Origin of the sequence: Gulosibacter sp. 10 (assembly GCF_900163695.1) — a bacterium.
GTDB lineage: Bacteria > Actinomycetota > Actinomycetes > Actinomycetales > Microbacteriaceae > Gulosibacter.
The window spans coordinates 100594-127101 of the sequence record NZ_FUIC01000053.1 but is presented as its reverse complement, the minus strand read 5'-3'; the positions used below and the strand labels follow the sequence as shown (position 1 = coordinate 127101).

At 70.7% G+C, this 26508-nt stretch carries 25 protein-coding genes; 11 read left to right on the top strand and 14 right to left on the bottom strand.

Annotation, left to right across the window (positions count from 1 at the left end; all coding sequences use genetic code 11):
- Positions 1–595 precede the first annotated feature (595 nt).
- Together FM112_RS16295 and FM112_RS16290 are read left to right on the top strand one after the other, a co-directional pair.
- A complete protein-coding gene (locus tag FM112_RS16295) occupies positions 596–1471 on the top strand; it encodes a class I SAM-dependent methyltransferase (protein WP_087009500.1) in 876 nt (291 codons plus the stop codon).
- Positions 1468–1761: an antibiotic biosynthesis monooxygenase gene (locus tag FM112_RS16290; protein WP_087009499.1), complete on the top strand. Its 294-nt coding sequence runs from the start codon at positions 1468–1470 to the stop codon at positions 1759–1761. The genes FM112_RS16295 and FM112_RS16290 overlap by 4 nt, the downstream gene beginning before the upstream one ends.
- Positions 1762–1783: 22 nt before the next feature.
- Here FM112_RS16290 and FM112_RS16285 read toward each other — a convergent pair whose 3' ends face one another.
- From FM112_RS16285 to FM112_RS17020, 6 genes are all read right to left on the bottom strand, one after another.
- Positions 1784–2299: a hypothetical protein gene (locus tag FM112_RS16285; RefSeq protein ID WP_087009498.1), complete on the bottom strand. Its 516-nt coding sequence runs from the start codon at positions 2297–2299 to the stop codon at positions 1784–1786.
- On the bottom strand, positions 2296–2868 hold the full coding sequence (locus tag FM112_RS17655) for a hypothetical protein (protein ID WP_176386890.1): 573 nt from the start codon (positions 2866–2868) through the stop codon (positions 2296–2298). The genes FM112_RS16285 and FM112_RS17655 overlap by 4 nt, the downstream gene beginning before the upstream one ends.
- Positions 2869–3300: 432 nt before the next feature.
- Positions 3301–3867, bottom strand: a complete 567-nt coding sequence (locus FM112_RS16275; RefSeq protein ID WP_087009497.1) for an NADPH-dependent FMN reductase — start codon at positions 3865–3867, stop codon at positions 3301–3303.
- Between the two features lie 42 nt (positions 3868–3909).
- Entirely contained in the window at positions 3910–4935 is a 1026-nt protein-coding gene (nrdF, locus tag FM112_RS16270; protein WP_087009496.1) for a class 1b ribonucleoside-diphosphate reductase subunit beta, read from the bottom strand.
- 30 nt (positions 4936–4965) lie between these two features.
- The gene (nrdE, locus tag FM112_RS16265) at positions 4966–7122 is read right to left on the bottom strand and encodes a class 1b ribonucleoside-diphosphate reductase subunit alpha (protein WP_087009495.1); all 2157 of its coding nucleotides are present in this window, start codon (positions 7120–7122) and stop codon (positions 4966–4968) included.
- The gene (locus FM112_RS17020) at positions 7119–7337 is read right to left on the bottom strand and encodes a hypothetical protein (protein WP_140400737.1); all 219 of its coding nucleotides are present in this window, start codon (positions 7335–7337) and stop codon (positions 7119–7121) included. Before FM112_RS17020 ends, nrdE begins: the two co-directional genes overlap by 4 nt.
- Before the next feature lie 184 nt (positions 7338–7521).
- On the opposite strand from FM112_RS17020, the gene FM112_RS16255 reads away from it, so the two are divergent.
- Positions 7522–7782 (top strand): hypothetical protein, encoded by a 261-nt coding sequence (locus FM112_RS16255; RefSeq protein WP_217874647.1) that lies wholly within the window; start codon positions 7522–7524, stop codon positions 7780–7782.
- 6 nt (positions 7783–7788) lie between these two features.
- Here FM112_RS16255 and FM112_RS17355 read toward each other — a convergent pair whose 3' ends face one another.
- Positions 7789–8160 (bottom strand): hypothetical protein, encoded by a 372-nt coding sequence (locus FM112_RS17355; RefSeq protein ID WP_087009493.1) that lies wholly within the window; start codon positions 8158–8160, stop codon positions 7789–7791.
- A 168-nt stretch (positions 8161–8328) separates the two neighbouring features.
- Between FM112_RS17355 and FM112_RS16245 the strand changes: the two genes are divergently transcribed.
- Complete coding sequence (locus tag FM112_RS16245; protein ID WP_087009492.1) at positions 8329–8706, top strand: hypothetical protein; 378 nt, start codon at positions 8329–8331, stop codon at positions 8704–8706.
- A 45-nt stretch (positions 8707–8751) separates the two neighbouring features.
- Here the strand turns inward: FM112_RS16245 and FM112_RS16240 are convergent, their stop codons facing one another.
- Positions 8752–9357, bottom strand: coding sequence for a histidine phosphatase family protein (locus FM112_RS16240; protein ID WP_087009491.1), 606 nt, complete (start codon positions 9355–9357; stop codon positions 8752–8754).
- Positions 9358–9442: 85 nt separating this feature from the next.
- Positions 9443–10612 carry a PEP/pyruvate-binding domain-containing protein gene (locus FM112_RS16235; protein ID WP_087009490.1) on the bottom strand — a complete coding sequence of 390 codons (1170 nt, stop codon included), beginning with the start codon at positions 10610–10612 and terminating at the stop codon, positions 9443–9445.
- Between the two features lie 59 nt (positions 10613–10671).
- Here FM112_RS16235 and FM112_RS16230 point away from each other — a divergent pair, with 59 nt between their 5' ends.
- Entirely contained in the window at positions 10672–11067 is a 396-nt protein-coding gene (locus FM112_RS16230) for a DNA-binding protein (RefSeq protein WP_087009512.1), read from the top strand.
- The gene (locus FM112_RS16225) at positions 11064–11699 is read left to right on the top strand and encodes a transcriptional regulator (RefSeq protein ID WP_087009489.1); all 636 of its coding nucleotides are present in this window, start codon (positions 11064–11066) and stop codon (positions 11697–11699) included. The genes FM112_RS16230 and FM112_RS16225 overlap by 4 nt, the downstream gene beginning before the upstream one ends.
- An 88-nt stretch (positions 11700–11787) precedes the next feature.
- Here the strand turns inward: FM112_RS16225 and FM112_RS16220 are convergent, their stop codons facing one another.
- From FM112_RS16220 to FM112_RS16200, 5 genes are all read right to left on the bottom strand, one after another.
- Positions 11788–12357 (bottom strand): PIN domain-containing protein, encoded by a 570-nt coding sequence (locus tag FM112_RS16220; RefSeq protein ID WP_176386889.1) that lies wholly within the window; start codon positions 12355–12357, stop codon positions 11788–11790.
- On the bottom strand, positions 12354–12758 hold the full coding sequence (locus tag FM112_RS16215) for a helix-turn-helix domain-containing protein (protein WP_087009487.1): 405 nt from the start codon (positions 12756–12758) through the stop codon (positions 12354–12356). The genes FM112_RS16220 and FM112_RS16215 overlap by 4 nt, the downstream gene beginning before the upstream one ends.
- A 216-nt stretch (positions 12759–12974) precedes the next feature.
- Complete coding sequence (locus FM112_RS16210; protein WP_087009486.1) at positions 12975–14279, bottom strand: MFS transporter; 1305 nt, start codon at positions 14277–14279, stop codon at positions 12975–12977.
- Between the two features lie 200 nt (positions 14280–14479).
- Positions 14480–15979 carry a glycerol kinase GlpK gene (gene glpK, locus FM112_RS16205; RefSeq protein WP_087009485.1) on the bottom strand — a complete coding sequence of 500 codons (1500 nt, stop codon included), beginning with the start codon at positions 15977–15979 and terminating at the stop codon, positions 14480–14482.
- 508 nt (positions 15980–16487) lie between these two features.
- A complete protein-coding gene (locus FM112_RS16200; RefSeq protein ID WP_140400736.1) occupies positions 16488–20486 on the bottom strand; it encodes a lamin tail domain-containing protein in 3999 nt (1332 codons plus the stop codon).
- 344 nt (positions 20487–20830) lie between these two features.
- Between FM112_RS16200 and FM112_RS16195 the strand changes: the two genes are divergently transcribed.
- The 5 genes from FM112_RS16195 (at position 20831) to guaA (ending at position 26440) form a co-directional block, all read left to right on the top strand.
- Positions 20831–22081: a hypothetical protein gene (locus tag FM112_RS16195; protein ID WP_087009483.1), complete on the top strand. Its 1251-nt coding sequence runs from the start codon at positions 20831–20833 to the stop codon at positions 22079–22081.
- A gap of 41 nt (positions 22082–22122) precedes the next feature.
- Entirely contained in the window at positions 22123–23229 is a 1107-nt protein-coding gene (locus tag FM112_RS16190) for a GuaB3 family IMP dehydrogenase-related protein (protein WP_087009482.1), read from the top strand.
- A gap of 54 nt (positions 23230–23283) precedes the next feature.
- On the top strand, positions 23284–24222 hold the full coding sequence (locus FM112_RS16185) for an SURF1 family protein (protein WP_176386888.1): 939 nt from the start codon (positions 23284–23286) through the stop codon (positions 24220–24222).
- Between the two features lie 6 nt (positions 24223–24228).
- Positions 24229–24768, top strand: a complete 540-nt coding sequence (locus FM112_RS16180) for a DUF3817 domain-containing protein (protein ID WP_176386887.1) — start codon at positions 24229–24231, stop codon at positions 24766–24768.
- Positions 24769–24850: 82 nt separating this feature from the next.
- Positions 24851–26440: a glutamine-hydrolyzing GMP synthase gene (gene guaA, locus FM112_RS16175; protein ID WP_087009480.1), complete on the top strand. Its 1590-nt coding sequence runs from the start codon at positions 24851–24853 to the stop codon at positions 26438–26440.
- Positions 26441–26508: the final 68 nt, after the last annotated feature.

Sequence of the window (26508 nt, the reverse complement as noted above, 5' to 3'; positions counted from 1 at the left end):
TCTGCTCGAAGCCGGCGGTTTCAGACCTCGACTACACCCTCGTTCGTGAAGAGCCAGATATTCACTATCCCGATTCTCCTTTCGGAAAAGCCCGACGCGTCCGGACGCGTTGGGCGGTGCGGGGGAGGGGGAGCCAGGCGGAGCGTTCGAGGAAGCGGCGCGCGCGGCGTTCGGCCGCGCTCGGCGTGTTCGCGATGAGGTCGGCGAGAGTCTGGTCCGCCAGCTCCCGGCGCCAGGCGAGCTCTGCCCTGCGCATGGCGATCGAGATGCCGCAGGGGTGGGCGAACTCCTCGGGTGCGGCGGTCCTCCCGGCTCCGCGCCTGCGGATCTCGGTGCACTGGAACGGGTCGGTGCCGCCTTCGATCTCGGTTAGGGATGCTGCGCATCCCGATTCGGCGGGAGTCCGGACGGGGCACCGAGGAACGCCTCGAACCCCACCCGCCAACCCTGCAGATCGGCGCCGAGTAAGGGTAGCCTTACTTCTACGAGGGGCGATGCCGCGCGGCGTGCGACGTGACTGCCCCGACGGCAGTCGGGGGTTTCGCGCCGGAGCCCGAGGCGCGGCGGCCCGCCGCCGGACAGCGAGGGGAGCGACATGGCTGCGCAGGAACCCGAACCGGTCGAGCCCGCGGACGCCCAGGAGGCGCGGCTTCCGCTCGCCGAGCGCCGCGCGGAGGATGCTCCCGGCCACTGGCTGCTCGCCCGTCTCGGCAAGCGGGTGCTGCGTCCCGGCGGGCTCGGCCTCACGCGGCGGCTCATCGCCCGGGCGGGCATTGCCGGTGCCGACGTCGTCGAACTCGCTCCCGGGCTCGGGCGTACCGCGGTCGAGCTGATCGCGCTCGAACCGCGCGATTACGTCGGCGTCGAGCAGGACGAGGACGCGGCGGGCTGGACGCGGCGAGCGGTCGGCTCCGCGGGGCGGGTCGTGCGGGCCGATGCGGCGGAGAGCGGCCTGCCGGACGCCTCCGCGGACGTGGTGGTCGGAGAGGCGATGCTGACGATGCAGTCGGATGCGGCCAAGCGGCGCATCGTCGCGGAGGCCGCCCGGCTGCTGCGCCCCGGCGGCCGCTATGCCGTCCACGAGCTGGGGCTGCATCCGGACTCCCTCGATCCGGAGACGAAGACCGACCTCCGCAAGCAGCTCGCGAGGACCATCAAGGTCAACGCCCGGCCGCTCACCGTGGCCGAGTGGACCGAGCTGCTCGAGGACGCCGGTCTGCGCGTCGAGTGGACCGGCCTCGCGCCGATGGCGCTCCTGCAGATGCGGCGCAACCTCGCCGACGAGGGGCTCCGCGGCACCGTGCGCATCATCCGCAACGCGCTGCGCGACGCCGATGCCCGGAGGCGCGTGCTCGCGATGCGCGCGCTGTTCCGCGAGCACCGGGACGAGCTCCGCGGCGTCGCGCTCGTCGCGGTCAAACCCGAACAGGGCTCGACACCGAGCCGCCCGAACCGAGAGGAAATGCCATGACCTTCGTCAACATCACCGCGCTCACGTTCCCCGAGGGGGCGGAGGCCGAGATCGAGAAGCGCTTCGCCGCGCGCCGGAAGGGCGTCGACGCCGCGGCGGGCTTCCGGGGCTTCGAGCTCCTGCGGCCGCGAATCGGCGAGCACCGCTACTTCGTGGTCACGCGGTGGGACTCGCAGGAGCACTACGAGCAGTGGTCGGCGGCCCGCCCCCAGGGGAACCACGCGGAGGACGAGCGGCGCGGCATGAGCGTGGAGGTGCTCGGCTTCGAGGTCGTCCCGCTCGGCGAATGATCCCGGGGCGTCCCGGGCGGGCCTAGCCGAGCGCCCCGCAGGCCGTGACGGTGCGGATGGAGACCATGCCGGACTGCTCGCCGTTGTGGGTGAGGAGGTAGGAGCCGCTGTCGTCCTCGAGCAGCACGTGATGCGCGGGGACGCTCCACGGCGTGCCGTCGGCGTACTCGATGTCCTGCTTCGAGGTGCCGTACGAGGTCTCGATATCGGCGAAGGCCTCGCGGACGGCGGAGACGCCGGCGGGGATGTCCGCGGCCGTGAACGAGCGCACCTCGATCCAGTAGCCGATGCCGTCCGCCTCGCCGGGACAGGCGTAGACCTTCAGTACCGGCGGCACGGCCGGCTCCTGTCCCGGGAACGCCTCGACGATCTCGTCCACGACCGCGTCCGAGGTCTCCAGCACGTCGTTGAGCGTCGTGCTCGGCTCGCTCGGCGGCACGGAGGGCGGTACGGGGCCGGGCGCGCAACCCGCGAGCAGCGGCAGGGCGAGCAGCGGCACGAGGCGGCGTGGGATGAGACGGCGCGCGGTCTTGGTCATGGGTCGATGATCCCAGATGCCGGAGCACTGCGCCGACGCGCCACGACCGCGGTCGGACGGGCCCGGGGGGGGGGCGCACGGTCGACGCCGCCTCGCCCGGCTTCCCTCAGCCGCTGCGGCGGATGGCGCGGATGCCTACGGAGCCCGAGGAGCACCAGCGGCTGCAGCAGGCTGAAGATGAGCGAGAACGGGTCGCGCACCACCGGGCGGAGCTCGCGGATGAGCACGTTCCAGGTGTCGCGTGCGAGATTCGGGCGAACCTCGTGCGCGCGGTCGACGTCGGGTGCCGTGACCGAGACCTCGCGCTGGACGACTCGAACCTCGCGGCCGGTCAACCGTCGCACGGTCCCGGCCGCCCGGCGCGCATCCTCGGCGTTCGCGAACCCGAGCGTCACCACGTCCCCGGCGAGCTCGGCCTTGAGGCGGGCCGCCGTGTCGTCGGCGAGCATCCGTCCACGAGTCATCACCATCACCCGCTCCGCGTACCGGTCGGCCTCCTCGAGGTAGTACGTGGTGAGGAACACCGTGGTGCCGTGCCGTTCGCGCAGCTCCATGGTGTGCGCTGCCACAGGTTCGCCCGGCTCTGCGCTCGTGCAGGAGATCTACGGCCTCGCGCAGGCCGGACCGGGCATGTTCGTGATGTTCATGGCGATGCCGCTCATCGCAGGCGCCCTCGTCGCGCGGAAGAACGTACTGACGGTCTCCCTCGCGCTCATGGTCTCAGGAGCCGGACTCGGTGCCGCGGGTGCCATGTCGTATGGCTGCTCGCCCCGGCGATGGTGCTGCTCGGGGCCGGGCCGGCATGCACGCCGGTCTGGTCGATAACGACGGCTTGGCTGCTGCGCCTGACCAGGATGCGGGCATGACTGCCGGATGGATCAACACGATGCGCGTCGCCGCCGAGGCGATCGCCGCCTCCCCGATCGACTGGCTTTTGCGGTCTCTAGGCTACGGCTGAGCACCGCACCCCCGCCGTGGTGAGGGTGCGGTGCTTGCCTGATTCAGGCATGCTCCTCGACGAGCCGGACGAAGCGGTCGACGTAGTCCTGGAGGAATTCGACGGTGCGCTCGGACGCGATCCTTCCCTCGTCATCGATCAGGGTCGGCGACTGACCGAGAAAGACTTCGGGTTGGCCGGGGGTGGGCATGTCGAAGTAGGACAGGGCCAGGCGGAGGTTCTTCTGGGAGCTGTAGCCGCCCATGCGTCCGACGGAGTGGCTGATGATCCCGGCGGGGAGGTTCTTCCAGGCGACGTCGCTATTTGGCTTGGAGCCGATATCGATGGCGTTCTTCAGGCAGGCTGGAATGGTGCGGTTGTTCTCGGCCGTGACGAACAGGACGCCGTCGGAGGCTTTGATGGTCTCGCGGAAGCGCGTGTACTCCTCCGGGGCGGGCTTGTCGGCGACGTCGGGGTCGTCGTAGTCGAAGTCGTAGAGCGGCAGGTCGCGGATCTCGACGATCTGCGCGTCGTAGCCCTCGGGAAAATAGGTGATGGTCTCGTGGGCGATCTTGCGGGCGTAGGAACCGCGGCGCAGGCTGCCGACGATCACGGAGATGCTCTTGGTCACAAGGTACCTTTCGTTCGTGGGGTGGTGGGGGAGCGCTGGGCGTCAGAAGTCCCAGTCGGCGTCGCTGGTGTCCTCGCCCTTGCCGATGACGTACGAGGAGCCGGACCCGGAGAAGAAGTCGTGGTTCTCATCGGCGCTTGGGGCCAGGGCGGCGAGGATTTCTGGGTTGACCTGGGTCTCTTCCGAAGTGAAGTGTGCCGGGTAGCCGAGGTTCATGAGCGCCTTGTTCGCGTTGTAGCGGACGAACACGGCGACGTCGTCCATCAGTCCCAGGGGTTCGTAGAGTTCGCCGGAGTACGCGAGTTCCAGGGCGTACAGTTCCTCGAGCAGGCCATAGGTGAACTCGCGCATTTCGTTCTGCCGCGCAGGGGTCTGCGTCTCGACGCCGCGCTGGTATTTGTAGCCGGAGTAGTAGCCGTGGACGGCCTTGTCGCGCAGGATGAGGCGGATCATGTCTGCGGTGTTGGTGAGCGTGGCGTGTACGGAGAAGTGCAGCGGCAGGTAGAACCCGGCGTAGAGCAGTAGCGAGGACAGCAGGGTCGAGGAGACCTTGCATTTGAGGGGGTCGTTTCCGGAGTAGTGCTGGAGCACCTTCTTGCACCGCTGTTGGAGGAGGTCGTTGGCCACGGCCCAGCGGTAGGCGTCGTCGATCTCGGGGGTGCTGGTGAGGGTGGAGAATACGGAGGAGTAGGAGCGGGCGTGTACCGACTGCATGAAGGCGATGTTGGTGTAGACGGCCTCCTCGTGCTCGGTGCGGGCGTCCTGGATCTGGCAGATCTCGCCGACGGTGGCCTGCACGGTGTCGAGCATGGTCAGCCCGGTGAATACCCGCATGGTCAGTGTGCGTTCCTCTTCGGTGAGTCTCTGCCAGGCGGGGATGTCGTTGGACAGCGGCACCTTCTCGGGTAGCCAGAAGTTCGCGGTGAGGCGGTTCCAGACCTCGAGGTCCTTCTCGTCCTCCACGCGGTTCCAGTTGATCGGGCGCAGCCGGGCCTCGGGGTCGAGGCGGTAGGCGGGCGGAGTCACCGAGGTCTCGGCGAGCGGACGGACGGGGTCGATGATCGTCATACGGGTTCCTTCGGTATCGACTGGGGCGGGTCAGAGCGCGCAGGAGACGCAGTTCTCGATCTCGGTGCCTTCGAGAGCAGGCTGGCGCAGGCGGATGTAGTAGAGGGTCTTGATGCCTTTGCGCCAGGCGTAGATCTGCGCCCGGTTGATGTCTCGAGTCGTGGCAGTGTCTCGGAAGAACAGGGTGAGGGAGAGTCCCTGGTCGACGTGCTCGGTGGCCGCGGCGTAGGTGTCGATGATCTTCTCGTAGCCGATCTCGTAGGCGTCCTGATAGAACTCGACGTTGTCATCGCTCATGTGCGGGGCGGGGTAGTAGACGCGGCCGAGCTTGCCCTCCTTGCGGATCTCGATCTTCGCCGCGACGGGGTGGATCGAAGCGGTCGCGTTGTTCACATACGAGATCGACCCGGTGGGCGGGACGGCCTGCAGGTAGGCGTTGTAGATGCCGTGCCGCTTCACCGATTCGCGCAGCCGCTCCCAGTCCTCGCGTGCGGGGATCGCCACACCGGCGTCGGCGAACAGTTCGCGCACCCGCTGCGTGGCCGGCTGCCAGTCGCGCCGGGTGTATTTCTCGAAGAAGGCGCCATCGGCATAGGTCGAGTCCTCGAATCCGGCGAAGGTCTGCCCGCGCTCGATCGCGATCCGGTTCGAGGCGCGGATCGCGTGATAGGTGACGGTGAGGAAGTAGATGTCGGTGAAGTCGATGCCCTCCCGACTGCCGTAGTGGATGCGCTGAGAGGCGAGGTAGCCGTGCAGGTTCATCTGTCCCAGCCCGATCGCATGCGAGGCCTCGTTTCCCGCCGCCACGGACGGGACGGCATCGACGTCGGTCTGGTCGGAGACGCTCGTCAGCGCCCGCACCGCGGTCTCCACCGTCGACCCCAGGTCCGAGGAACGCATGACCTGGGCGATATTCAGGGAGCCGAGGTTGCAGGAGATGTCCCGGCCGATCTTCTGGTAGCCGATCGCCGTGTCGTAGGTCGAGGGCGTATTGACTTGGAGGATCTCGGAGCAGAGGTTGGACATGTTGATCCGGCCCTGGAGCGGGTTGGCACGGTTGACAGTGTCCTCGAAGAGCACGTAGGGGTAGCCGGATTCGAACTGCAGCTCGGCCAGGGTCTTGAAGAGCTCCCGAGCGCTGATCGTCGTCTTCCGGATCCGCGGATTCGCGACGAGCTCGTCGTAGTGCTCGCTCACCGACAGGTCGGACAGCGGAGTGCCGTACTCGCGTGCGACGTCGTAGGGGCTGAACAGGTGCATGTCCCGGTTGTCCTTGGCCAGCTGGAAGGTGACGTCGGGGATGACTACGCCCAGGGAGAGGGTCTTGATGCGGATCTTCTCGTCGGCGTTCTCCCGCTTGGTGTCCAGAAACCGAAGGATGTCGGGGTGGTGCGCGTGCAGGTAGACCGCACCTGCGCCCTGCCGCGCGCCGAGCTGGTTGGCGTAGGAGAAGGAGTCCTCGAGGATCTTCATCACCGGCACCACGCCGGAGGCCTGGTTCTCGATCCGCTTGATCGGAGCGCCGGCCTCGCGCAGGTTCGACAGCAGCAGTGCCACGCCGCCCCCGCGCTTGGACAGCTGCAAGGCGGAGTTCACGCTGCGGCCGATGGACTCCAGGTTGTCCTCCACCCGCAACAAGAAGCAGGACACGAGCTCGCCGCGCTGAGCCTTGCCCGCGTTGAGGAACGTCGGGGTCGCCGGCTGGAACCGGCCGGCCATCATCTCGTCGACGAGTCGAGTGGCGAGAGCTTCGTCCCCCTGGCCGAGGTAGAGCGCGGTGGCGACCACCCGCTCTTCGAACCCTTCCAGGTAGGTCGTGCCGTCGAAGGTCTTCAGCGCGTAAGAGGTGAAGAACTTGAACGCACCCAGGAAGGTGGCGAACCGGTGTCCCGCGGCATGGGCGCGCTCGTGCAGCGCGGTGAGGAGCTCCGGGGTGTACGCGGACAGGAAGCCGGGCTCGTAGTAGTCGTTGTCCACCAGCCACTCCAGGCGCTCGGCCACCGAGGGGAAGACCCTGGTGTTCGGGACCACATGCTGGCGGAGGTACTCGGCGGCGGCCTGGCGGTCCTTGTCGAATTGGATCGACCCGTCCGGGGCGAAGAGGTTCAGCTCGGCGTTGAGCGCGTGGTAATCCTTCCGCGCACCGATGCCGGTGCGCATGGAGGCCTCGGGGGCGATGGTGGTCATGCTGTCTTCCTCTCGTTGTCGGCCTGGTCCCAGAAGCGGGACAGGCCGGTATTGACGGTGTCGGTGTCGCGCTGGCCGCCCAGCAGCTCGAAGCGGCAGAACTGCTGGACGAACCGGCGGGTGTTCTCCGAGGCGTTGGAGAAGAACACCAGATCCGGCGACTGGTCCGGCGCGAGCTCGTGCACCGGTGCCGGGGCTCCGGACGGTGTCGGCACGGCGGACCTCCTCGCTCTCGGCTCGTGGCGCAGGACGCCGCCAACCACTCGATGTTGTGCCCCCTCGGTGTTTGGGGTGCCATATCTAGTAGTAACACCGATGTGATCTTCCTGTCTACGTTATGACTGTGTTTGTAACTACGTCTCACCGAACATTATGCTGTGGGGGTCGAAAGGAGAAGACATGGCAGAGCGCGACGAGGGGACGTGGATGGAGGCGATCGCCCTGTTCCAGTCGGCGAGAGAAGGGGAGCACGAGGCCGCCGCGCAGCTGCTGCGCACGACGTCGGACCCGGAGGCGGTGGCGCTGAGCCTGCTGCGGATGCTCGGGGTCTACCTGCGCGGGGAGGAGCCCGAGAAGCTCGACCGCTTCATCGACGCCTCCCACCGCGCCGGACCACCACCCGCGCCCGGAGCGGGACCTCGGCTGCCTCCGCTGGTCTGAGGAGGCCTAGCTGATCGCCAGTGAGGCGGAGAGGGCGTCCGCGGCCGAGCGCCCCAAGGGTACGGGTGCCTCTTCGTCTGCAACGTGCACATCCACTGCCGCGAAGAACGCCGAGGACCTCTTCAGGAGCTCATCGGCCCGTTTCGCTTCGGCCAGTTCGGCGCGTGACCGACGGATCTCAGCCTTGAGATCGACTGATTCCACCGGAGTGATCCTGCCGGTGGCCTTGCGGTTGCGCACCCGCATCCGCAATGCTTCCTTACTCACCCCAAGCTCGTTGGCAACCCGGCTGATTGCTCCGTTCGCGGTCGACGGATCGGCCTGGGCATGAATGACGAGCTCGACGGGACGAGCCTTGAGCTCGTCGGTGTACTGCATTGGTACGAGAGAGTCTCCTTCTTCCAATCTGCCGGCCTCCATCATCCCCGGGGCGATCCAGACCGTTCCGCCATGCCTGCTTGACAAACAGAACCGCATATCAACGGCGCCCCGCTATGCTGCGCGGACGGGGCGAGCCGATCGCCATATAACTGGCGCACCTTCCGCGTGGACCGGCTCTCCGACCTCGAGCATGCGCGGGTGCTGTTCGAGCCGCGCCCGCTCACGCCCGAGGAGGTCGAGGAGTTCATCCTCATCGCGCGCTCCTGGGCGCCGCAGGCGGTCGAGGCCGACGTCGTGATGGACCTGCCGCTCGACGAGATGCGCCGGCGGTTCGGCCAGTGGTCGCAGGGCGCCACCGCCGAGGGCGATTCGCGCACGCGCTGGCCGATCGGCGGCGCGGACTGGCGCGAGGCGCTCTACGGGATGCTCTACATCCCGCCCGGCGTCGAGTACGCGACCGATTTCCCCGAGCCCGCCCGCGCCTCGCTGCGCGAGGCGCTCGAGCGGGCGCTGCGCGCGCTCGAGGCCGAGCCGCCCGCCTGAGGGGCGCATCCGCGCTCGGCGCCGGGCGCTCGGATGCCGCCACGGCTAGGGGCGCCGCGCCTCTGCGAATCCGGTCCAGCGCAGCTCGGGGCGGAGGTGGCTCATGTCGTTCATCATGACGATGCGCGGCGGTAGCCCGTCGCGGTACTCGATCGCCGTGAGGGCGGCGTTCGCGGCCGATTCGACGCCGAGCCACCGCGCTGGCGGGGCGTCGAGCGCGTCGCGGATGAGCCACGCGATCGGATAGGCGTGGGTGATGAGGACCTCGTGGCGGTCCTCGGCGATGCCGGCGGCGGTGGCGAACCGCGCGACGAGATCGCCCGCGATCCGCCGCCCGGCCGCGGCCTCCTCCGCGTCGTATCCGTCGAAGAACGGCAGCCACGGCGCCGGGGTCTCCTCGGGAGCGGGCACGTAGGGCACGTGGTCGACGAGCTCGGGGGCCGCCCGCACGGGCGCGCTGCCGTTGAGGAAGAGGTCGAGCTCGCGGGCGCTGCCCGCCGCCCGGGGGAGCGGCGAGTGCCAGACGGCGTCGATCGGCAGGCGGGCGAGGCGCCGCCCGAGGCGCCGGGACTGCTCGCGGCCCGCATCGGTGAGCGTGCCGAGGGCGTCGGCGTCGCCGTGCCGCGCGATGTAGAGATACCTGGTGCTCATGGTGGAGGGAGCCGGCGGCTCCCGCGCTCCTTCCCTCGTTCGGGTCGGTGCTCCGGCCGGTGCCGGTGCGTTCGTGCGGCTCGCGCTATCGCGCGTGCGGGCGGATGGCGACGGTGCCCGCGGCCCCGTCGACGGCGATCCGGTCGCCGTCGCGGATGCGGGCGAGCGCGCCCTCGACGCCGAGCACGGCGGGCAGCGCGTACTCCCGGGCCACGATCGCGGCGTGCGAGAGGGCTCCGCCCGTCTCCGTGACGATGCCGCCGGCGACGGCGAACAGCGGGGTCCAGGCCGGGTCGGTGCTCGGGCAGACGAGGATCTCGCCGGGGCGGACCGCCGCGAAATCGGCGGGGCCGCGCACGACGCGCGCGATGGCCGTCGCGGTGCCCCGCGAGCCCGGCGTCCCGGCGAGGATCGCGTCGGAACGCGCGGGTGTCCGCGCCGGCGCGGCCGGGAGCAGCGGCGCCGTGACGGGGCGGGCCTGCAGGATCCGGAACTGGCCGTCGACGGTCGCCCACTCGACGTCCTGCGGTCCGCCGAGGAGGGCGGCGATGCGATGTCCGAGCTCGGCGAGCGTCGAGACCATGGCCTCGTCCAGCGCCCGCTCGGCCCGCAGCGCCGGCGCGACCGCCTGCGTGACGGTGCCGCCGCCGGGGGCCGCATCGGTGCGGAGGGCCTTGCGGCCCGGAGCGCTCGCGATCCCGCCGTCCGCGGCGACCTCGTAGGCGTCCGGGTCGACCGATCCGTCCACGACGGCGAGCCCCAGGCCCCAGGAGGCCTCGATCCTCGTCGGCTCCCCGGGCTGCTGCGGCGTGAACATCACCCCCGATGCATCCGCTGCTACCAGGCGCTGCACGAGCACCGCCATGCCCGGCGCGGCGGCGCCGGGGCGGGCGGTCCGGCGCCGGTACTCGCGCACGCGATCGGCGCGGGCCGATCTGCGGCAGGTCGCCACGGCGTCGCAGACCTCGTCCGCGCCGCGGACGCCGATGACGCTCTCGTACTGCCCGGCGGCCGACGCCTCCGCGGCGTCCTCGTCCGTCGCGGAGGAGCGCACCGCCGCGAGCGGATCGCCCAGTCGCTCGAGCTCCCGGGCGATGGCCGCCCGGAGCGCGGGGCCGGGCTCCTCCTCCGACTCCTCGTCGCGGGGCACGACGAACCCCTCGGGCACCGCGATGCCGGCGCGCAGCAGCACGGCCAGGGTCGCGGCCTTGGCGCCGCAGCGCGATCGGGTCGCGTCGGCGAGATTCGTCAGCACGTCGCCTCCAATCAATAAAATGTTGACAACATTATGTTGATGCTAGCAGGATGGCCGGCATGGAAGACACGCACGATCTCGAACGGAGCAGCAGCGCCGATCGCGCCCGGGCCGATGCCGAGAAGGCGGCTCGGGACAGGCTGCTCGAGCTGGGCGCCGACCGGCTGGAGCCCCGGCCGTGGCGGCCGAGCCCGGCTCCGCCCGCCGCGACCGACCTCGCGCAGTACGCGCTCTGGCGCTCGGGGGAGCTCGCCTCGGGCGACATCCTCAGCGCCCTGTCGCTGCTCCCGGCGGCGCGGGAGGAGGCGGATGGCGTGGAGCTCGGCCTGCTGTTCGCCGCGCGCGGCGCAGGCCTCACCTGGGCGCAGATCGCTGGGGCCATGGGATTCCGCTCCCCGCAGGCCTGCCAGCAGTACGCCGCCCGTCTCGGCGACAGGCGAGGGGAGCGGGCGTGACCCGGCGCTCGGCGGCACCGCTGCTGCTTCTGCACGCCGTGCGCCTCGAGGGGTTCGCCGACAGCGACGTGCTCGCGGAGCGCGCGGGCCTGCGCCACGGCGAGGCGCTGCGGATGCTGCACGAGGCGCAGCGCGAGGGGCGGGTGCAGCACACCGCGTTCGGCGGCATCGAGGGCTGGTCGCTCACGGAATCCGGCAGGGCCGAGGACGAGCGGCTGCTCTCCGCCGAGCTCCGAGCCGCCGACCCGGAGGGCGAGGTCGCCGCCGTCTACCGCGACTTCCTGCCGCTCAACGCCCGGCTGCTGCGCGCCGTCACCGACTGGCAGCTCGCGCCGACCGAGGAGGACGCGTTCGCGCCCAACGATCACGCGGACCGCGACCGGGATGCGAGGATCCTCGACGAGCTGGCGGCGCTCGGCGCTGCGCTCGCGGAGCTCGAGGCGCGGCTCGCGGGCGTGCTCGCCCGCCTCAGTGGCTACGCCGACCGGTACGCGGCGGCGCTGCAACGGGCACGGAGCGGGATGCACGAGTGGGTGGACCGGACCGACACGGATTCCTGCCACCGGGTCTGGTTCCAGCTCCACGAGGATCTCCTGGCCACGCTCGGCCTCAGCCGCGCCGCCGAGGTCTGAGCGGGGTCGAGGAAGGCATCCGAATCTCGGGTCGCTCAGGCGATGCGCATTTGCGTCCGCCGCATTCTGGCGACTGGGCTTCGGGCTGCTATCGACGTGAAAGCATTGCGAGGAGGGTGGAAGCGGTTCTCGGAGCACCGGCGCGGCGGAGCGCGGTGAGCGTGTTCTCATCAGTGGTGTGGGGCATCTGCGCGACCACGGTCCGATGGATGTCGATCATCTCGGCGGGAAATGCAGTTGCAGGGGCGTGGAGCAATTCATCCGGAGAAGCAGCCTCGACGCCGATCGCCTTCGTGGCGGCCAGAGGGAAATCGCGCAGGTTCGTCGTGCATAGGAGGTTCGCATCGGCGGCGAGCGCAGCCGCGAGTACGTGCCGATCGGCCTCATCGGGCAGGGCCAGGTGGGCAACCTGTTCTGCATCGCTCGCCGTAGGCGTGACGAGTGCGTCCGGCAGCGCCGAGTTCATCAGCCCACGCAATCGGCGCGCTTGCGCCGAGGTCGTCTTATGCCGTTCGGCGAGGGTGCGTTCGAGTTCGTCGAGGATGCTATCGCTCCACCGCAGCCGGATGATCCCTTCGAGGCCTGCGTACATCGCATAGTCGCACAGCACCCGGGAGAACAGCACGCTGGTGTCGGCGAGGACGACCGTTGCGGTCACTCGGCCAATCCGAGCTCGTTCGACAGCCGGGTCAGCTCGGCCATCGCCCGGCGCTGCGCGGCGTGCTGTTCGGCGAGGAAAGCGGTGACCGAGGCTGCGGGGATGCGGCGGTGAGTACCGACCATGCGGCACTCGAGCCGGCCTTGATCGATCAACTTGTATACCTGCGGCCGAGAGACCTCAAGGATCGTGGCCGCCTCGTTCGGGGTGAATTCGGACTGCACGGGCACGACCACCGCGCCGCCCTTCTGCTGCGCCTCGATGAGCTGCAGCACCAGCCGTGCCGTATCGCGCGGCATCGTGAGCTGCACGTCGATCGCCTCCGCATCATCCTCCAGCGCGAGGCGCAGCGTCTCCGCATTTGTCGCAGGAGCGTTGCCCATGACGTCCTCCATCTGCATGGAACGAATCTATCTGCTTCAAGTGTAATGATCGCACTGGCGGTCGCCAATGGTTTCCGTGAAGCGTTGTGCGGCTCGCCCCGCAAGGATGTCGTATCGGTTGTGCAGCTTCTTCGAGCGGGCTGGTGCTCCTCTGCTGCAACGGCGAGTACGCCGACGCCACGGCGGATCCCGCGAGCGGCGATCGTCCGCCTGGGACCGGCCGAGGCGCCGCGATCAGCGCGCGGAGGCCCGGTCCGCGCGGCCCGAGAGCGACCAGTTGATGAGGCTCGCGATGATCACCACCGCCGCGGCCGCGAGCGGCACGAGCATCGCCGCATCCGTGCCGAGGCGCTCGCCCAGCTGCCCCGTCACGGCCGAGGCCGCCGACTGGCCCACCACGATGCCGGTCGAGGCCATCGACATGGCCGTCGCGGAGCGGCCGTGCGGGCTCCGCTCGGCGACGATGCTGAACAGCGTCACGAGCGTCGGGCCGACCCCGATGCCGAGCAGCAGGAGCGCCACGAGCAGCAGCGGGATCGTGTCGGCGAACTGCATCCCGAGCGCGCCGAGGAGGATCACCCCCGCGAAGCTCGCCCATCGGGCCCGCAGCGAGAACCCTGCCGGGAACACCGCCGCGCCCAGGGCGAAGACGGCCGAGCCGATGCCCATCACGGAATAGACGAGACCGGCGCGCTCGGGATGCCCGGCATCGCCCATGAACGAGGTCAGCGAGGTGAGCGTGCCGCCGAAGATGAAGCCGATGCCGAGTACACCGAGCACCGCCGTGAGCAGGCCGGGGGAGAAGAGCGCGGAGACCGGGGCCGGCGCGGCGTCCGCATCCGAGTGCCTGGGCACCTCGTCCGAGCTGCGGTGCAGCGCGAAGCCCGTCACGAACAGGAGCGTGAGCGCCACTGCCGCGAACATGGGGGCGGCCGCTCCGAACGCGGCGGCCAGCAGCCCCACGATCATCGGGCCGAAGACGAAAGTGACCTCGTCGGCGGCGGACTCGTAGGCCATCGTGCCGGTGAGCACCTTGTGGCGGCGCCTGGCGGGGAACGAGGAGGAGATCATGCCCACGAGGCGGCTGCGCGACATCGGCGGGATCTGCGGCGCGGTCGCGCCCGTCGCGAAGCCGGCGGCCAGCACCGCCCAGTCGCCGAGCGAGGAGAACACCGCAGCGGTGAGCAGCAGCAGGACGACGCTGTTCGCGGCCCCGGCGACCAGCAGCACGCGGCGCTGCCCCCAGCGGTCGGCCGCGGCGCCGATCAGCGGGCCGAAGCAGGCCGCGCCGAGGCCGACCATCGCCGAGGTGAGCCCGCCGAGTGAGAGCGAGTCGCGGCCGGTCACGACGAGCGTGAGGGTGCCGATCACCATCATCGCGTAGGGCAGCCGTGCGATCAGCGCGAGCGGGAAGAAGACGCGCCCTGCGACGGCGAGCAGGTTCTTCGGGCCGGAATCGGCCGTGCCGGTGCCGCCGGGCTCGGGGGCGGCCTCGTGCGGGGCTGCGGACGATCGGGACGGGGACGCCGAATACGGCATACGTGCACCTCCTGGGACGGAACTCCAATTACGCAAGTGCCGCCTTAACGGGCCACGGCTGCCGGGCCGCGTCAGGTGATACACATCAGATGGGAGCATTCCGGCGCCGCGTCGTCTCCGCGCCGTGCCGGACGATCGTCGCCGACCGCTGCTCCGCCGCCCAGAGTACTACGAAGGCCGGCCCGAGGCGAGGGCGGTCGTCACGCGAGGTCGAAGCTGCGGGTCACGGCGCGCCGCCAGCCCGCGAGCAGCCGCTCCCGCTCCGCCGCATCCATCGAGGGCTCGAAGCGCCGATCCTCGCGCCAGATCTCGCGGAGCTCCTCGAGCCCCGACCAGAAGCCGACGGCGAGCCCCGCGGCGTAGGCGGCGCCCACGGCGGTCGTCTCCGTGATCTCCGGGCGCACCACCGGCACGTTCAGCAGGTCGGCCTGCAGCTGCATGAGCGCGTCGTTCACCGTCATGCCGCCGTCCACGCGGAGCTCCTCGAGCGGCTCGGGCACGTTGGCGTTGCACGCGTCGAGCACGTCGCAGGTCTGGTACGCCGCGGCCTCGAGCGCCGCGCGGGCGATGTGGCCGCGGTTGATGTATCCGGTCAGCCCCACGATCACGCCGCGGGCATCGGGACGCCACCACGGCGCGTAGAGCCCCGAGAAGGCCGGCACGATGTAGCAGCCGCCGTTGTCCTCCACCGTGGCGGCGAGCTGCTCGACCTCCGCGGAGGTCGAGATGATCCCGAGGTTGTCGCGCAGCCATTGCACGAGCGAGCCGGTGACCGCGATGGAGCCCTCGAGCGCGTAGTGCGTGGGCCCGTCCCCGAGCCGGTACGCCACGGTCGTGAGCAGGCCGTGGTCGCTCCGCACCGGCTCGGTGCCGGTGCCGTACACGAGGAACGCGCCCGTGCCGTAGGTGTTCTTCGCCTCGCCGCGTTCGAACGCCGTCTGGCCGAACTGCGCCGCCTGCTGGTCGCCGAGGATGCCCGCCACGGGCACGCCGGGCACGGGGGAGCGACCCGTGCAGCGCCCGTAGACCTCGCTCGAGGAGCGGATCTCGGGCAGGCAGGCGGGCGGGATGCCGAAGGCCTCGAGGATCTCCGGATCCCATTCGCAGGTGTCGAGGCGCATCAGCGAGCTGCGGGAGGCGTTGGTGACGTCGGTGATGTGCACGCCGCCGTCGACGCCGCCGGTGAGCTGCCACGTGAGCCAGCTGTCGACGGTGCCGACGCAGAGATCGCCCGCCTCGGCCCGGGCGCGGGCGTCGGGGATGTGGTCGAGCAGCCAGGCGATCTTCGTCGCCGAGAAATAGGTGTTGAGGGGCAGGCCGGTGCGGTCCCGGAAGCGGTCGATGCCGCCGTCCTCGGCCATGCGGTCCACGAGGTCCTGCGTGCGCACGTCCTGCCACACGATGGCCCGGTGCAGGGGCCGCCCGGTCGCGCGGTCCCACAGGATGGTGGTCTCGCGCTGGTTCGTGATGCCGACCGCGGCGATGTCGGCGGGGGAGAGCTGCGCATCCGCGAGCACGAGGCCGAGGCAGTTGCGCGCGTTGCGCCAGATCTCGAGCGCGTCGTGCTCCACCCATCCGGGCTTGGGGAAGTGCTGCCGGTGCTCGCGCTGCGCGCTGGCGACGATGCGCCCCTCGCGGTCGAAGATGATCGCGCGCGTCGAGGTCGTGCCCTGATCGAGGGCGATGATGTGGTCGGCCACGGTGCCTCCCGGGATCGGCGGATGCGGTTCCGGCCAGTCTAGGCGCGGGCGCACCTCTCCGGTCGGTACCGCGATTGGAGGGATATGCGGGTTCTCCGGCGTCCATTTCCTGCGTTTCCCTCATATCGGCGGAGAACGGGCGCATTTCCCTCATATCGTCGGGATGCCGGCGCGTTTCCCTTATATCCAGAGTGTGCCGTGGCTCGCGCGTAGTGCTCGGGGCCAGCGTCGCGTTTCCCTCATGCACAGGGGTGCAGACGATCGCGTCCAGGGGCGCAGACGACCCTCGGTAGCGGTTGCACGGTCGAGCAAGCGTTTCCCTCATATCGCAGGGATGCAGGGTGTCCGCATTCGGAGGGGGCGTCCTCCGAACGGCGAATCTCCCCTCACCCGAGACCCTCGCTCGAGTAAGCGCCCCTCGCTCGGGGAATGGAGACGGAAGCGGCGTGCGAACGTCGGGAGGGGCCGGAGGACTGCTCCTCCGACCCCTCCCGCGCATCCGTACGGGCTACTCGGCTGCGCGCTCGCGCCGCCGCAGCACGCGGAGCGTCAGGCCGAGGGCGATGAACCCGAGCGATATTGCGATCAGGATGCCCCAATCGGCGCCGGTGCGGGCCAGGTCGTCGCCCGCCTCGTCGTCGGAGGCGTCGCCGGATGCATCCGAGCCGCCCGAGCTTCCCGAGCCGCCCGACTCGGACGTCCCGTCCGCGCCGGTGTCGGCGGAGCCCGCCGCTCCAGCCTCGTCGGCGCCGTCGGCCCCGGTCGCGGCGTCGGCGCCGGCCGCACCGGCGTCGCCCGATGCGTCCTCGGTACCGGACGCATCCTCGGAACCGGACGCATCCTCCGACCCGGAGGCGCCGTCATCCGCGCCGCCCTCGGCGTCCGCGTCGGCATCCGCGGGATCGGTCGGCACGGGCGTCTCGCCGGGCTCCTCGCCGTCCAGCGGCATCGGCGCGGTCGAGACGGTGTTGCCGTCGGCGTCGGTCGCGGTGACGTACCAGACCTCCGCCTGTTCGCCGGCGGCGAGCGGCACCTCCATCGTCTCGCCCACGGCCGCATCAGTCGCGGAGGCGATCTCCTCGGGCGCTCCGGTCACGGCCCAGCCGTTCGCCGAGAGGGTCGTGCTGCGGATGAGCGACACGTGCGCCACGAACTCGTCGTCGCCGGCGTCGTAGCGCGCGTTCTCGCCCCGGAAGTCCGGCTCGTCGTACTTCCACGCCTCGAAGGAGTCGAGGTGCGGCGAGTAGGCGTTCACGGCCATGAGCCCGGCGTCGACGTCGAACTGCAGCAGGCGCTGGAAGCCCGTGTCCCGGTCGAGCAGGTCCTCGCGCACCGCGGTCGGGTCGCCGTCCACCTGCGTCGAGCGGTAGCCCTGGTAGTCGGCGAGCATCTCGACCACCACGCGGTCTCCCTCGCCGACGCCGACGTGCTCGACGGCGCCGCTCGAGATCTGGGTGGCGTCGACCTGCTCGCCGGTCACCGGGTCGGCGTAGCTCGTGACCACGCCGTGATAGTGCCCGCCGAAGACGAGGAACACGTTGTCGTTGGGCGCGACGACCTGCTCCCAGATGTCCGTGGCGTTGCCGGTGTAGCGGAGGTCGGTGTTGTCGCGCTCGCCCGAGGTGTGCAGGTACGAGTGGGTCGCGACGATCACGTTGTGGTTCGGATGCGCCTCGGCCTGCTCGGCGGCCCAGGCGATCTGCTCCATCGACGGCCGGTACTGGAGGCTGATCACGAGGAAGTCCAGGTCGCCGTGCGAGAAGTAGTCGGTGTGCGCCGAGTTGTCGCCATCGCGCCACGACTCGCCGTACCAGGGCTCCGATTCGTACATCTCGACCGGGAAGTACTCGTTGAACTTGTCGTTCTGGTGCCCCCACATGTCGTCGTGATTGCCCGGCAGGATGCCGTTCGGGATCTCGGCGTCGTTGAGGTACTGCTGGATGGTCTGCGCCGCCTCGTACTCGCGGTCGGCGCGCTCGGGGGAGTTGTTCCCGTTGATCCAGTTCTCGATGATGTCGCCCGTGTGCGAGTTGTAGGCGATGTTGCGGTCGTCCGCGTTCGCCACCACCCAGGTCGCCATCTTCCGGTACACGTCGCGGAAGCCCTCGGCGTAGAACTGCGTGTCGGTCATGTGGTTGACCGCGAAGTCGTAGTGGCCGGGGTCGGCGAACGCCTGATCGGTCACCCCCGTCTCGTCGATGAGCCCGCCCTCGGTGCGAGGGCCGTCGATCACGAGCAGGTTCGCGGCGCCGTCGACGATGGAGGAGGCGGGGATCGGCGCGCGGAGCACGACGTCGCCGTCCGCGGAGGGCACCGCGGCGGCGAGCGCCTCCCACGCCGATTCGTCGGCGTTCCACGCGAGCAGCTGGATCTCGTTGCGCGGCTCGGCGGTGCCGTGCCAGATGAACTCCTCGCCCGAGGCGTCCTCGCCGAGCGGCAGCTCGAAGCGCTGGAAGGGGAAGCCGCCCTCCGCGCCGTCCGTGCTCAGCGCCTGCGTGCTCTCGACGACGGTCTCGCCCTCGATCTCGAGGGCTGCGGGAACCGGCTCCTCGCTGACGCCGGCGTGCACGACGGCGTCCTCGGTGCTGCGCAGCGGCGCCTGGTGCGCCTGCATCGAGACGGTGGTGCCGTCCTCGTCCGCGACGCTGACGGCGGCGCTCGTCTCCGAGGCCTCCACCGAGGGGGTGCCGGGGACGTGATCGGTGTCGACCTCGACGGGGTCGAGCTCGCCTTCCAGCGGCGCGGTCGGGTCGACGAGCGCCACCTCGACGAGGTCGCCGGGCGTGCGGTCGGAGACGACGGCGAAGTCGAGCTCGTTGTCGTCGGTGTCCTGCCCGCGGGCATAGGTCTCGCCGAGGTCGTACTTGATGAAGTTGCGGGCCTCCTGGCCTTCGGCGCAGGGGGAGTAGCGCACCTCGTTCACGTCGTAGGCGGCGAAGGAGTCGACCCGCAGCCCGTCCGCGTCGGTGATCATCATGCCGTAGCCCTCGGTCTGGTTGAGGCCGGTGGCGTAGGTGGCGTCCGCGATGCCGAGCAGCTCGGAGGGTGCGCCGGCGGCGGTCATCACATAGGTGTCGCCGGGCTGGAGCGTGACGTCGCCTAGGTCGGCGACCTGCGCATCCGAGCCGTTCGCGGCCTGTCCCGTGCCGGTGCAGCGGTAGGCGCTCCAGCCGGCGAGGTTCACCGCCGAGTCGCCGAAGTTGGCGAGCTCCACGAACTCGTCGTTCCCGCCCTGCGGGCCGGCGGCGTTGATCTCGCTGATCTGGATGCCGGAGTGCGGCGACTTGTCATGGCGAACGATGCTCGGCTGCTCCTCGTGCACGCCGGGCGTGCGGTCGGAGGAGACGGCGAAGTCGGCGCGGTTGTCGCCCGTGTCGTCGGTGCGCTTGAGCACCTCGTCGTCGAAGGGGTTGAGCTTCTCGGCGACGGGCTTGCCGCTCGTGCAGGGGCTGTTGCGGTTGCCGAACACGCCCACGCGGTCGACGATCTCGTCCTCGGGGGTGAGGAGCATCACGCCGAAGTCGCGCCAGTGCATGTTCGTCGAGTAGGTGGCGTCGGCGTCGCCGGCCAGGCTCGATCCCTGGGAGGCGATGAGATAGGTGTCGCCGGGCTCGAGCACCTGCTCGGGCAGGCTGCCGTTCTGCAGGTACTGCGTGCCGTTCTCGCCGCAGCGGAAGAACTGGTAGCCGCCGATGTCCACCGCCGCGTCGCCGAGGTTCGTGATCTCGGCGTACTGCTCCGCGTGGGTCTCGCGGCCGCTGCTCGTGAACTCGGTGAAGCGCAGGCCGTTGTCGAGGGTCTGCACCGCGCCCTCGGCGACGTTCTCGGCGTCGACGGTGCGCGGGGCGATCACCCAGTCGGCGTGCACGTCGCCCGTGTTGTCCACGCGCTGGTGCGACTCGTCGAGGCGGTGCTGGAGGCCCTCCTCGATCCACTGGTCGTTGTTGGCGCAGTCGGTCGCGACGTCCTCGTGGTAGAAGCCGATCGCGTCCTGACGCTGGCCCTCGGCATTCTCGATGAACGCGCCGAAGCCGAACGTGTGGAGGTTCGTGTCGTAGTACGAGTCCACGTCGTAGCCCGAGTTCGCGCCGGCGGTCGTGTACTGCTCGCCGGGCTGCAGGGTCGTGCCGTCCGCGACCACTGCCTGCGGGCCGTAGCCGCCGCCGGTCTGGCCGCAGCGGAAGATCTTCCAGCCGGAGATGTCGACCGGTGCGCTGCCGTAGTTCGTGAGCTCGATGAAGTTCTTGTCGCCGTTGCGGTTGGCCTGGCTGTCGGCGCCGGCGCCGCCGTTCGCGACCTCGCTGATGAGCACGTCGGAGCCCGGCTCGATGTCGTACTTGGCGGGCGCCGGGTCGGCGGGCGGCGCGGGCTGGGCAACGGCCGCCGTGGGCGCGAAGAGCGCGCCGGCGAGCGCGGCGGCGAGGGCGATGCGGCCGAGCGCGCGTCGCCGCGCGGGCGGCGGCGCGGGGTCGGCGGCGTGCATGCCAGGTCGGGGGAGATGCGGCACTGGGTCTTCCTTCCGGGGAGGATTCGATCGGCGGTCGTCCTGGGCATGGATCGGCGCGGGCCCGTGAGGCTCCTCGCGCGTCCGCGGCGCCGGGAGGCGCCGCCCGCATGGCAGAACCCCACGACCCTCTCGACTCCGGATTGCCTCCGGACGACGGCGGGGTGAACCGCACGTGAACGGTCTTCCCGCCGCCGCAGGATCGCCGCGGCGAACGGCGTGAAACCCGGGAAGGGTATGGCATGCATCGCGAGGCTGGTATTTCGGATGCGACCCCGCTTTTCGGCTAGCGTCGGAGGCGACATACGCGTGAGCGTCGCCGCCACGTCCGAAGCCCGGAGGGATCCATGGACCAGTCGCAGCCCGGAGCAGGCAACCGGCCGCCGCAGCCCGACGACGGCAACGAGGCCGGAGCGCCCCGGCAGGAGCCGGACGCCGCCGGAGCGCAGCGCGACGCGGGCGCCCCCTTCTCGCTCCCGGAGCCGTCGACGTCTCCGCTGGCCGAGCCCTCGCAGCCCTCCTTCCTCCACTCGGAGCCGCCGAGATGGGGGCAGCCGGTGGCCGCGCCCCGGGAACCGGCCATCCCGGAACCGGATGGCGGCGCGGATGGCGGCGCGGCGAGCGCCGCCGAGGAGCACGCCGAGGCGCGTCCCGAGCCCGGGGCGTCGCCCCACGAGCCGTCGAATGCCGGCTGGCAGGCGGCGCCCGGCGCCGGTCAGGACCCGTACGGCTATCGAGACGAGCCGGGGGGATTCGAGGATGCGCGCGAGACGCGGGCGTTCGGCGACCCGGTGTTCTCCGCGCCGTCGGGCCAGGGGTCGGGCCTCCCGTCGCAGCCCGGCTTCGCGGCGGCCGACGGCTCCGGCGGCTTCGGCGATCAGCCGGGCCCCGGCGCGGCTCCCGAGGAGCCGGCGAAGGGCCGGCGGACCCGCCTCATCGTCCTCTCCGCGATCCTCGCGGTGGTGCTCGCCGGCGGCGTGGCCGGAGGATACTTCTGGCTCACCGGGCAGCAGGGCGAGGAGGAGAGCGCGGACGCGCCCGCCGCGGAGGCGCCCGCCGACGAGGGCGAGGCGGAGTCGGCCCCGGAGCAGCAGGACGAGGCCGCTCCCGGCGAGGAACCGCCCGAGCGTGGCGACGACCCCGCCGAGCAGGGCGACCAGGCCGACCCCGAGGGCGGCTCCTGCACCGACCTGTGCGCCACGATGTCCGAGAACACCGGCGGGGCCGTGACGGCCCGCGACGGCACCGAGTGGGAGATCGACGCCGAGGAGCCGTGGGTCACGCACGGCAGCCAGCTGCCCGGCGCGCAGGACGCGGCGAGCGCGACGTTCACCTCCGACAAGGGCGTGATCATGTTCACCGCCACGGAGTTCGAGGACGAGCAGGAGGCGGAGGCTGCCGCCGACACGATCATGAAGCCCCTCGGCGACCCCGAGTACGAGACCACGGTCTTCGACGACGGCAGGGGCACGAGGACCGACTTCGAGGAGGGGTCCACGGCGCACATCATCTGGTACTACGACAACGTCGTCTACCAGGTCTCGGGCCCGGCCGACGGCCAGGCGACGTTCGAGTTCTACCTCGGATTGGATGTCTAGCCGGCCCGTTGCGCACGGACGAAGGGCGATAGGCTTAGGGCGTGACTGAATTTGAGATCGGCCGTGCCAAACGAGCTCACCGGGTGTACTCGCTCGACGACGTAGCCATCATCCCCTCGCGTCGCACGCGCGACCCGGAGGACGTGTCGACGTCGTGGAAGATCGACGCCTTCCAGTTCGAGACGCCGCTCGTGGCGGCGCCCATGGACTCGGTGATGAGCCCCGCGACCGTGATCGAGTTCGGCCGTCTCGGGGGCCTCGGCGTGCTCGACCTCGAGGGGCTGTGGACCCGCTACGAGGAGCCGGAGCCGCTGCTCGCGGAGATCGCGGATCTGCCCGAGCGGCAGGCCACGGCGCGCATCCAGGAGATCTACCGCGAGCCCGTCAAGGGCGAGCTGATCAAGGCCCGGCTGCAGGAGATCCGCGAGGCGGGCGTGGTCGTCGCGGGCGCGCTCTCGCCGCAGCGCACGCAGGAGCACTACGAGGACGTGCTCGAGGCCGGCGCCGACATCTTCGTCATCCGCGGATCCACCGTCTCGGCCGAGCACGTCTCGACCGCGCAGGAGCCCCTCAACCTCAAGAAGTTCATCTACGAACTCGACACCCCGGTGATCGTGGGCGGCGCCGCGAGCTACACCTCCGCGCTGCACCTCATGCGCACCGGCGCCGCCGGCGTGCTCGTCGGCTTCGGCGGCGGCGCGGCGTCGACCACGCGGCGCGTGCTCGGCGTCCAGGCGCCGATGGCCACCGCGATCGCGGACGTCGCCGGCGCCCGCCGCGACTACATGGACGAGTCGGGCGGCCGCTACGTGCACGTCATCCCCGACGGCGGCTTCGGCACCTCGGGCGACATCGTCAAGGCCCTCGCGCTCGGCGCGGACGCGGTCATGCTCGGCGCGGTGCTCGCGCGTGCCACCGACGCTCCCGGCCGCGGCTGGCACTGGGGCGCCGAGGCGCGCCACCCGCGCCTGCCGCGGGGCAACCGCGTGGAGGTCGGCCAGGTCGGCACGCTCGAGGAGATCGTCAAGGGCCCCGCGCATCAGGCCGACGGCAGCGAGAACCTCCTCGGCGCGCTCCGCTACGCGATGGCCACCACCGGGTACACCGAGCTCAAGGCGTTCCAGAAGTCCAAGGTCGCCGTCATCTAGCCGCCCCGCGGGGCGGCCCGCCCGCTTCGCATCCGCCTCTACCCAGGAAGCCAATTGCTCAGAACGATGGTGAAGCCCAAGTGGCTCGCCCTGCTCGTCGGCGCGCTCGTCGTCGTCACCGCGTTCCTCTTCCTCGGGAAATGGCAGCTCGAGTCGGCCTTCGAGTCCTCGGGCACGCCAGCCGATGCGGAGGCGTACGAGACGGTCACGCCGCTCGGCGAGCTGCTCGAGCCGGGTGCGGGCGTGGTGGAGACCAATGTCGCGCGTCCGATGAGCGTGAGCGGATGGCTCGTGCCCGGCGACTTCGAGGTGGTCGCGAACCGGCTGCAGGACGGCGAGATCGGCTGGTGGGTCGTCGGCCACCTCGCCGTGGCCGAGGACGGCGTCACCGACTACCGCGAGCAGGGCGCCGACGACGACGGCGAGATCTCGCCCTATCCCGGCCTGCCCGTGGCCCTGGCGTGGGCGCCGACCGAGGAGGCGGCGCGCGCGGGGCTCGAGGAGCTCGACGCCGCCGTCTCGACGCCGCCCGGAACCGGCGCGGGGGCGGCGCCCGTGGAGTTCGTCGGCAAGCTCGAGGCGCCCCAGGATCCCGCCTCGAACCGGGGCGCCGACGACCCGTATCAGCTGCAGGCGATGGCCCCCGGGCAGCTCATCAACACGTGGGAGCGGCCCGCGGTGGCCTACTACTCCGCGTGGGCCGTGATCGAGGAGGGCACGGCGCTGCCGGCCGGGCTCGAGGCCATCCGCACGGTCGACATCGACCAGAGCTTCCAACTCGACATGCTCAACATCTTCTACGCCATCGAATGGGCCATCTTCGCGGTCATGGCCCTGTACATCTGGTGGCGGCTCGTGCGCGACGACTACCGCGCCGAGACCGTCGAGACCTCGGACGAGGCGCTCGCCGACGACATCCGGCGCGAGAAGCTCCGAGCGCTCGCGGAGCGCCGCCGAACCGCAGCCACGCACGAACCCGCAGAACGGAACTGAGCACCCATGGCACGAATCCCCCGTCCCGAAGAATTCCCCGGCATCCGCGCCCGCCTGCGCTTCTACCAGATCACCGCGTACATCACGGGCGTGCTGCTGCTCCTGCTCGTCGTCGAGATGGTGCTGAAGTACGGCTTCCACATCGAGGCGGAGCTGTTCGGGCCGTTCGGGTTCTTCGCGCTCGTGCAGGAGGGCAGCGTCACGGCGTTCAACCTGTCGCTGTGGATCCTCATCATCCACGGCTGGTTCTACGTCGTGTACCTCGTCTCCTGCTATCTGCTGTGGCTCAAGATGCGATGGGAGCTCGTGTGGCTCCTCGCGATGGCGGGCGGCGGCGTCGTGCCCTTCCTGTCGTTCATCACCGAGCACCTCATGACCCGGCGCACCAAGCGCCAGCTCGCCGAGTACGGCGGTCACTGGGAGGCGCAGCGGCGCGAGGACGCCGAGCTCGCCGAGGTCGAGGAGTCGCTGAGCGAGGAGGAGCGGGCCGCGCTCGACGCCGAGGTGGAGGCCGAGGTGCGCCGCCGCGGCGAGGGCGGCGCGTAGGGATCGGCCGCGCCGCTCCCCGCCCGGCGGAGGGGCCCGGCGCCGAGTCGAGCGGGAGGCGAACGCGCCCTAGAATGGTCGGGTGACCACTACTACCGACGCACGTCCCGTACTCGTCGTGGATTTTGGCGCGCAGTACGCGCAGCTCATCGCGCGGCGGGTGCGCGAGGCCAATGTCTACTCCGAAGTCGTTCCGCATACGATCACCGCCGAGGAAGTGCGGGCGAAGGACCCCATTGCCATCATCCTGTCCGGCGGCCCGGCCAGCGTGTACACGCATGACGCGGCCAAATTCGACGCCCAGGTGTTCGAGCTCGGCATCCCGACGCTCGGCATCTGCTACGGCTTCCAGACCATGGCCGCCGCGCTCGGCGGCGCGGTCGAGGAGACCGGCAAGCGCGAGAACGGGCACACCGAGATCTCGCTCACGGACGCGGGCACGGCCTCGCCGCTGTTCACCGGGCAGTCGTCGCAGCAGATCGCCTGGATGAGCCACCGCGACGCGGTCTCGAAGGCGCCGGAGGGCTTCGAGGTGTACGCCTCGAGCGCGAGCACGGAGATCGCGGCGTTCGGCGACGAGGCCCGCAAGCTCTACGGCGTGCAGTGGCACCCCGAGGTCAAGCACACCCAGCAGGGCGCCGAGTTCTTCGACGCCTTCCTGCACCGCGCGGCGGGCATCCCGGACGACTGGCGCCCCGCCTCGATCATCGACGAGCAGGTCGAGCGCATCCGCGAGCAGATCGGCCAGGACGAGGTCATCTGCGCGCTCTCGGGCGGCGTGGACTCCGCCGTGGCCGCAGCGCTCGTGCAGCGAGCCGTGGGCGAGCAGCTCACCTGCGTCTTCGTCGACCACGGCCTCATGCGGCAGGACGAGCGCCGTCAGGTCGAGGAGGACTTCGTGGCGGCCACGGGCGTGCGCCTCGTGGTGGTGGACGCCCGGGAGCAGTTCCTCGGCCACCTCGCGGGCGTCTCCGACCCGGAGCAGAAGCGCAAGATCATCGGCCGCGAATTCATCCGCGTGTTCGAGACCACGGCGGCGGAGCTCGTCGCCGAGTCGCGCGAGGACGACATCCCCGGCGAGATCAAGTACCTCGTGCAGGGCACGCTGTACCCCGACGTCGTCGAGTCGGGCGGCGGCACCGGCACCGCGAACATCAAGTCGCATCACAACGTCGGCGGGCTGCCCGAGGACCTCACGTTCGAGCTCGTCGAGCCGCTCCGCGCGCTGTTCAAGGACGAGGTGCGGGCCGTGGGCCGCGAGCTCGGCGTGCCCGAGGCGATCGTCTCGCGCCAGCCGTTCCCCGGCCCCGGCCTGGGCATCCGCATCGTGGGCGAGATCACGCCGGAGCGCCTCGACCTGCTGCGCGAGGCGGATGCGATCGTGCGCCACGAGCTCACCGCCGCGGGCCTCGACGACGAGATCTGGCAGTGCCCCGTCGTGCTGCTCGCCGATGTGCGCTCGGTGGGCGTGCAGGGCGACAGCCGCACCTACGGCCACCCCATCGTGCTGCGTCCCGTCACCAGCGAGGACGCGATGACCGCGGACTGGACCCGCGTGCCCTACGACGTGCTCGCGCACATCTCGAACCGCATCACGAATGAGGTGCAGGGCGTCAACCGGGTCGTGCTCGACGTGACCTCGAAGCCCCCGGGGACCATCGAGTGGGAGTAGCCCTCCCGCGCGGCGCCTCCTGACGCCGATCGGCGCCCTCGGCCTCGTGCCGGGGGCGTCCGCCGTTT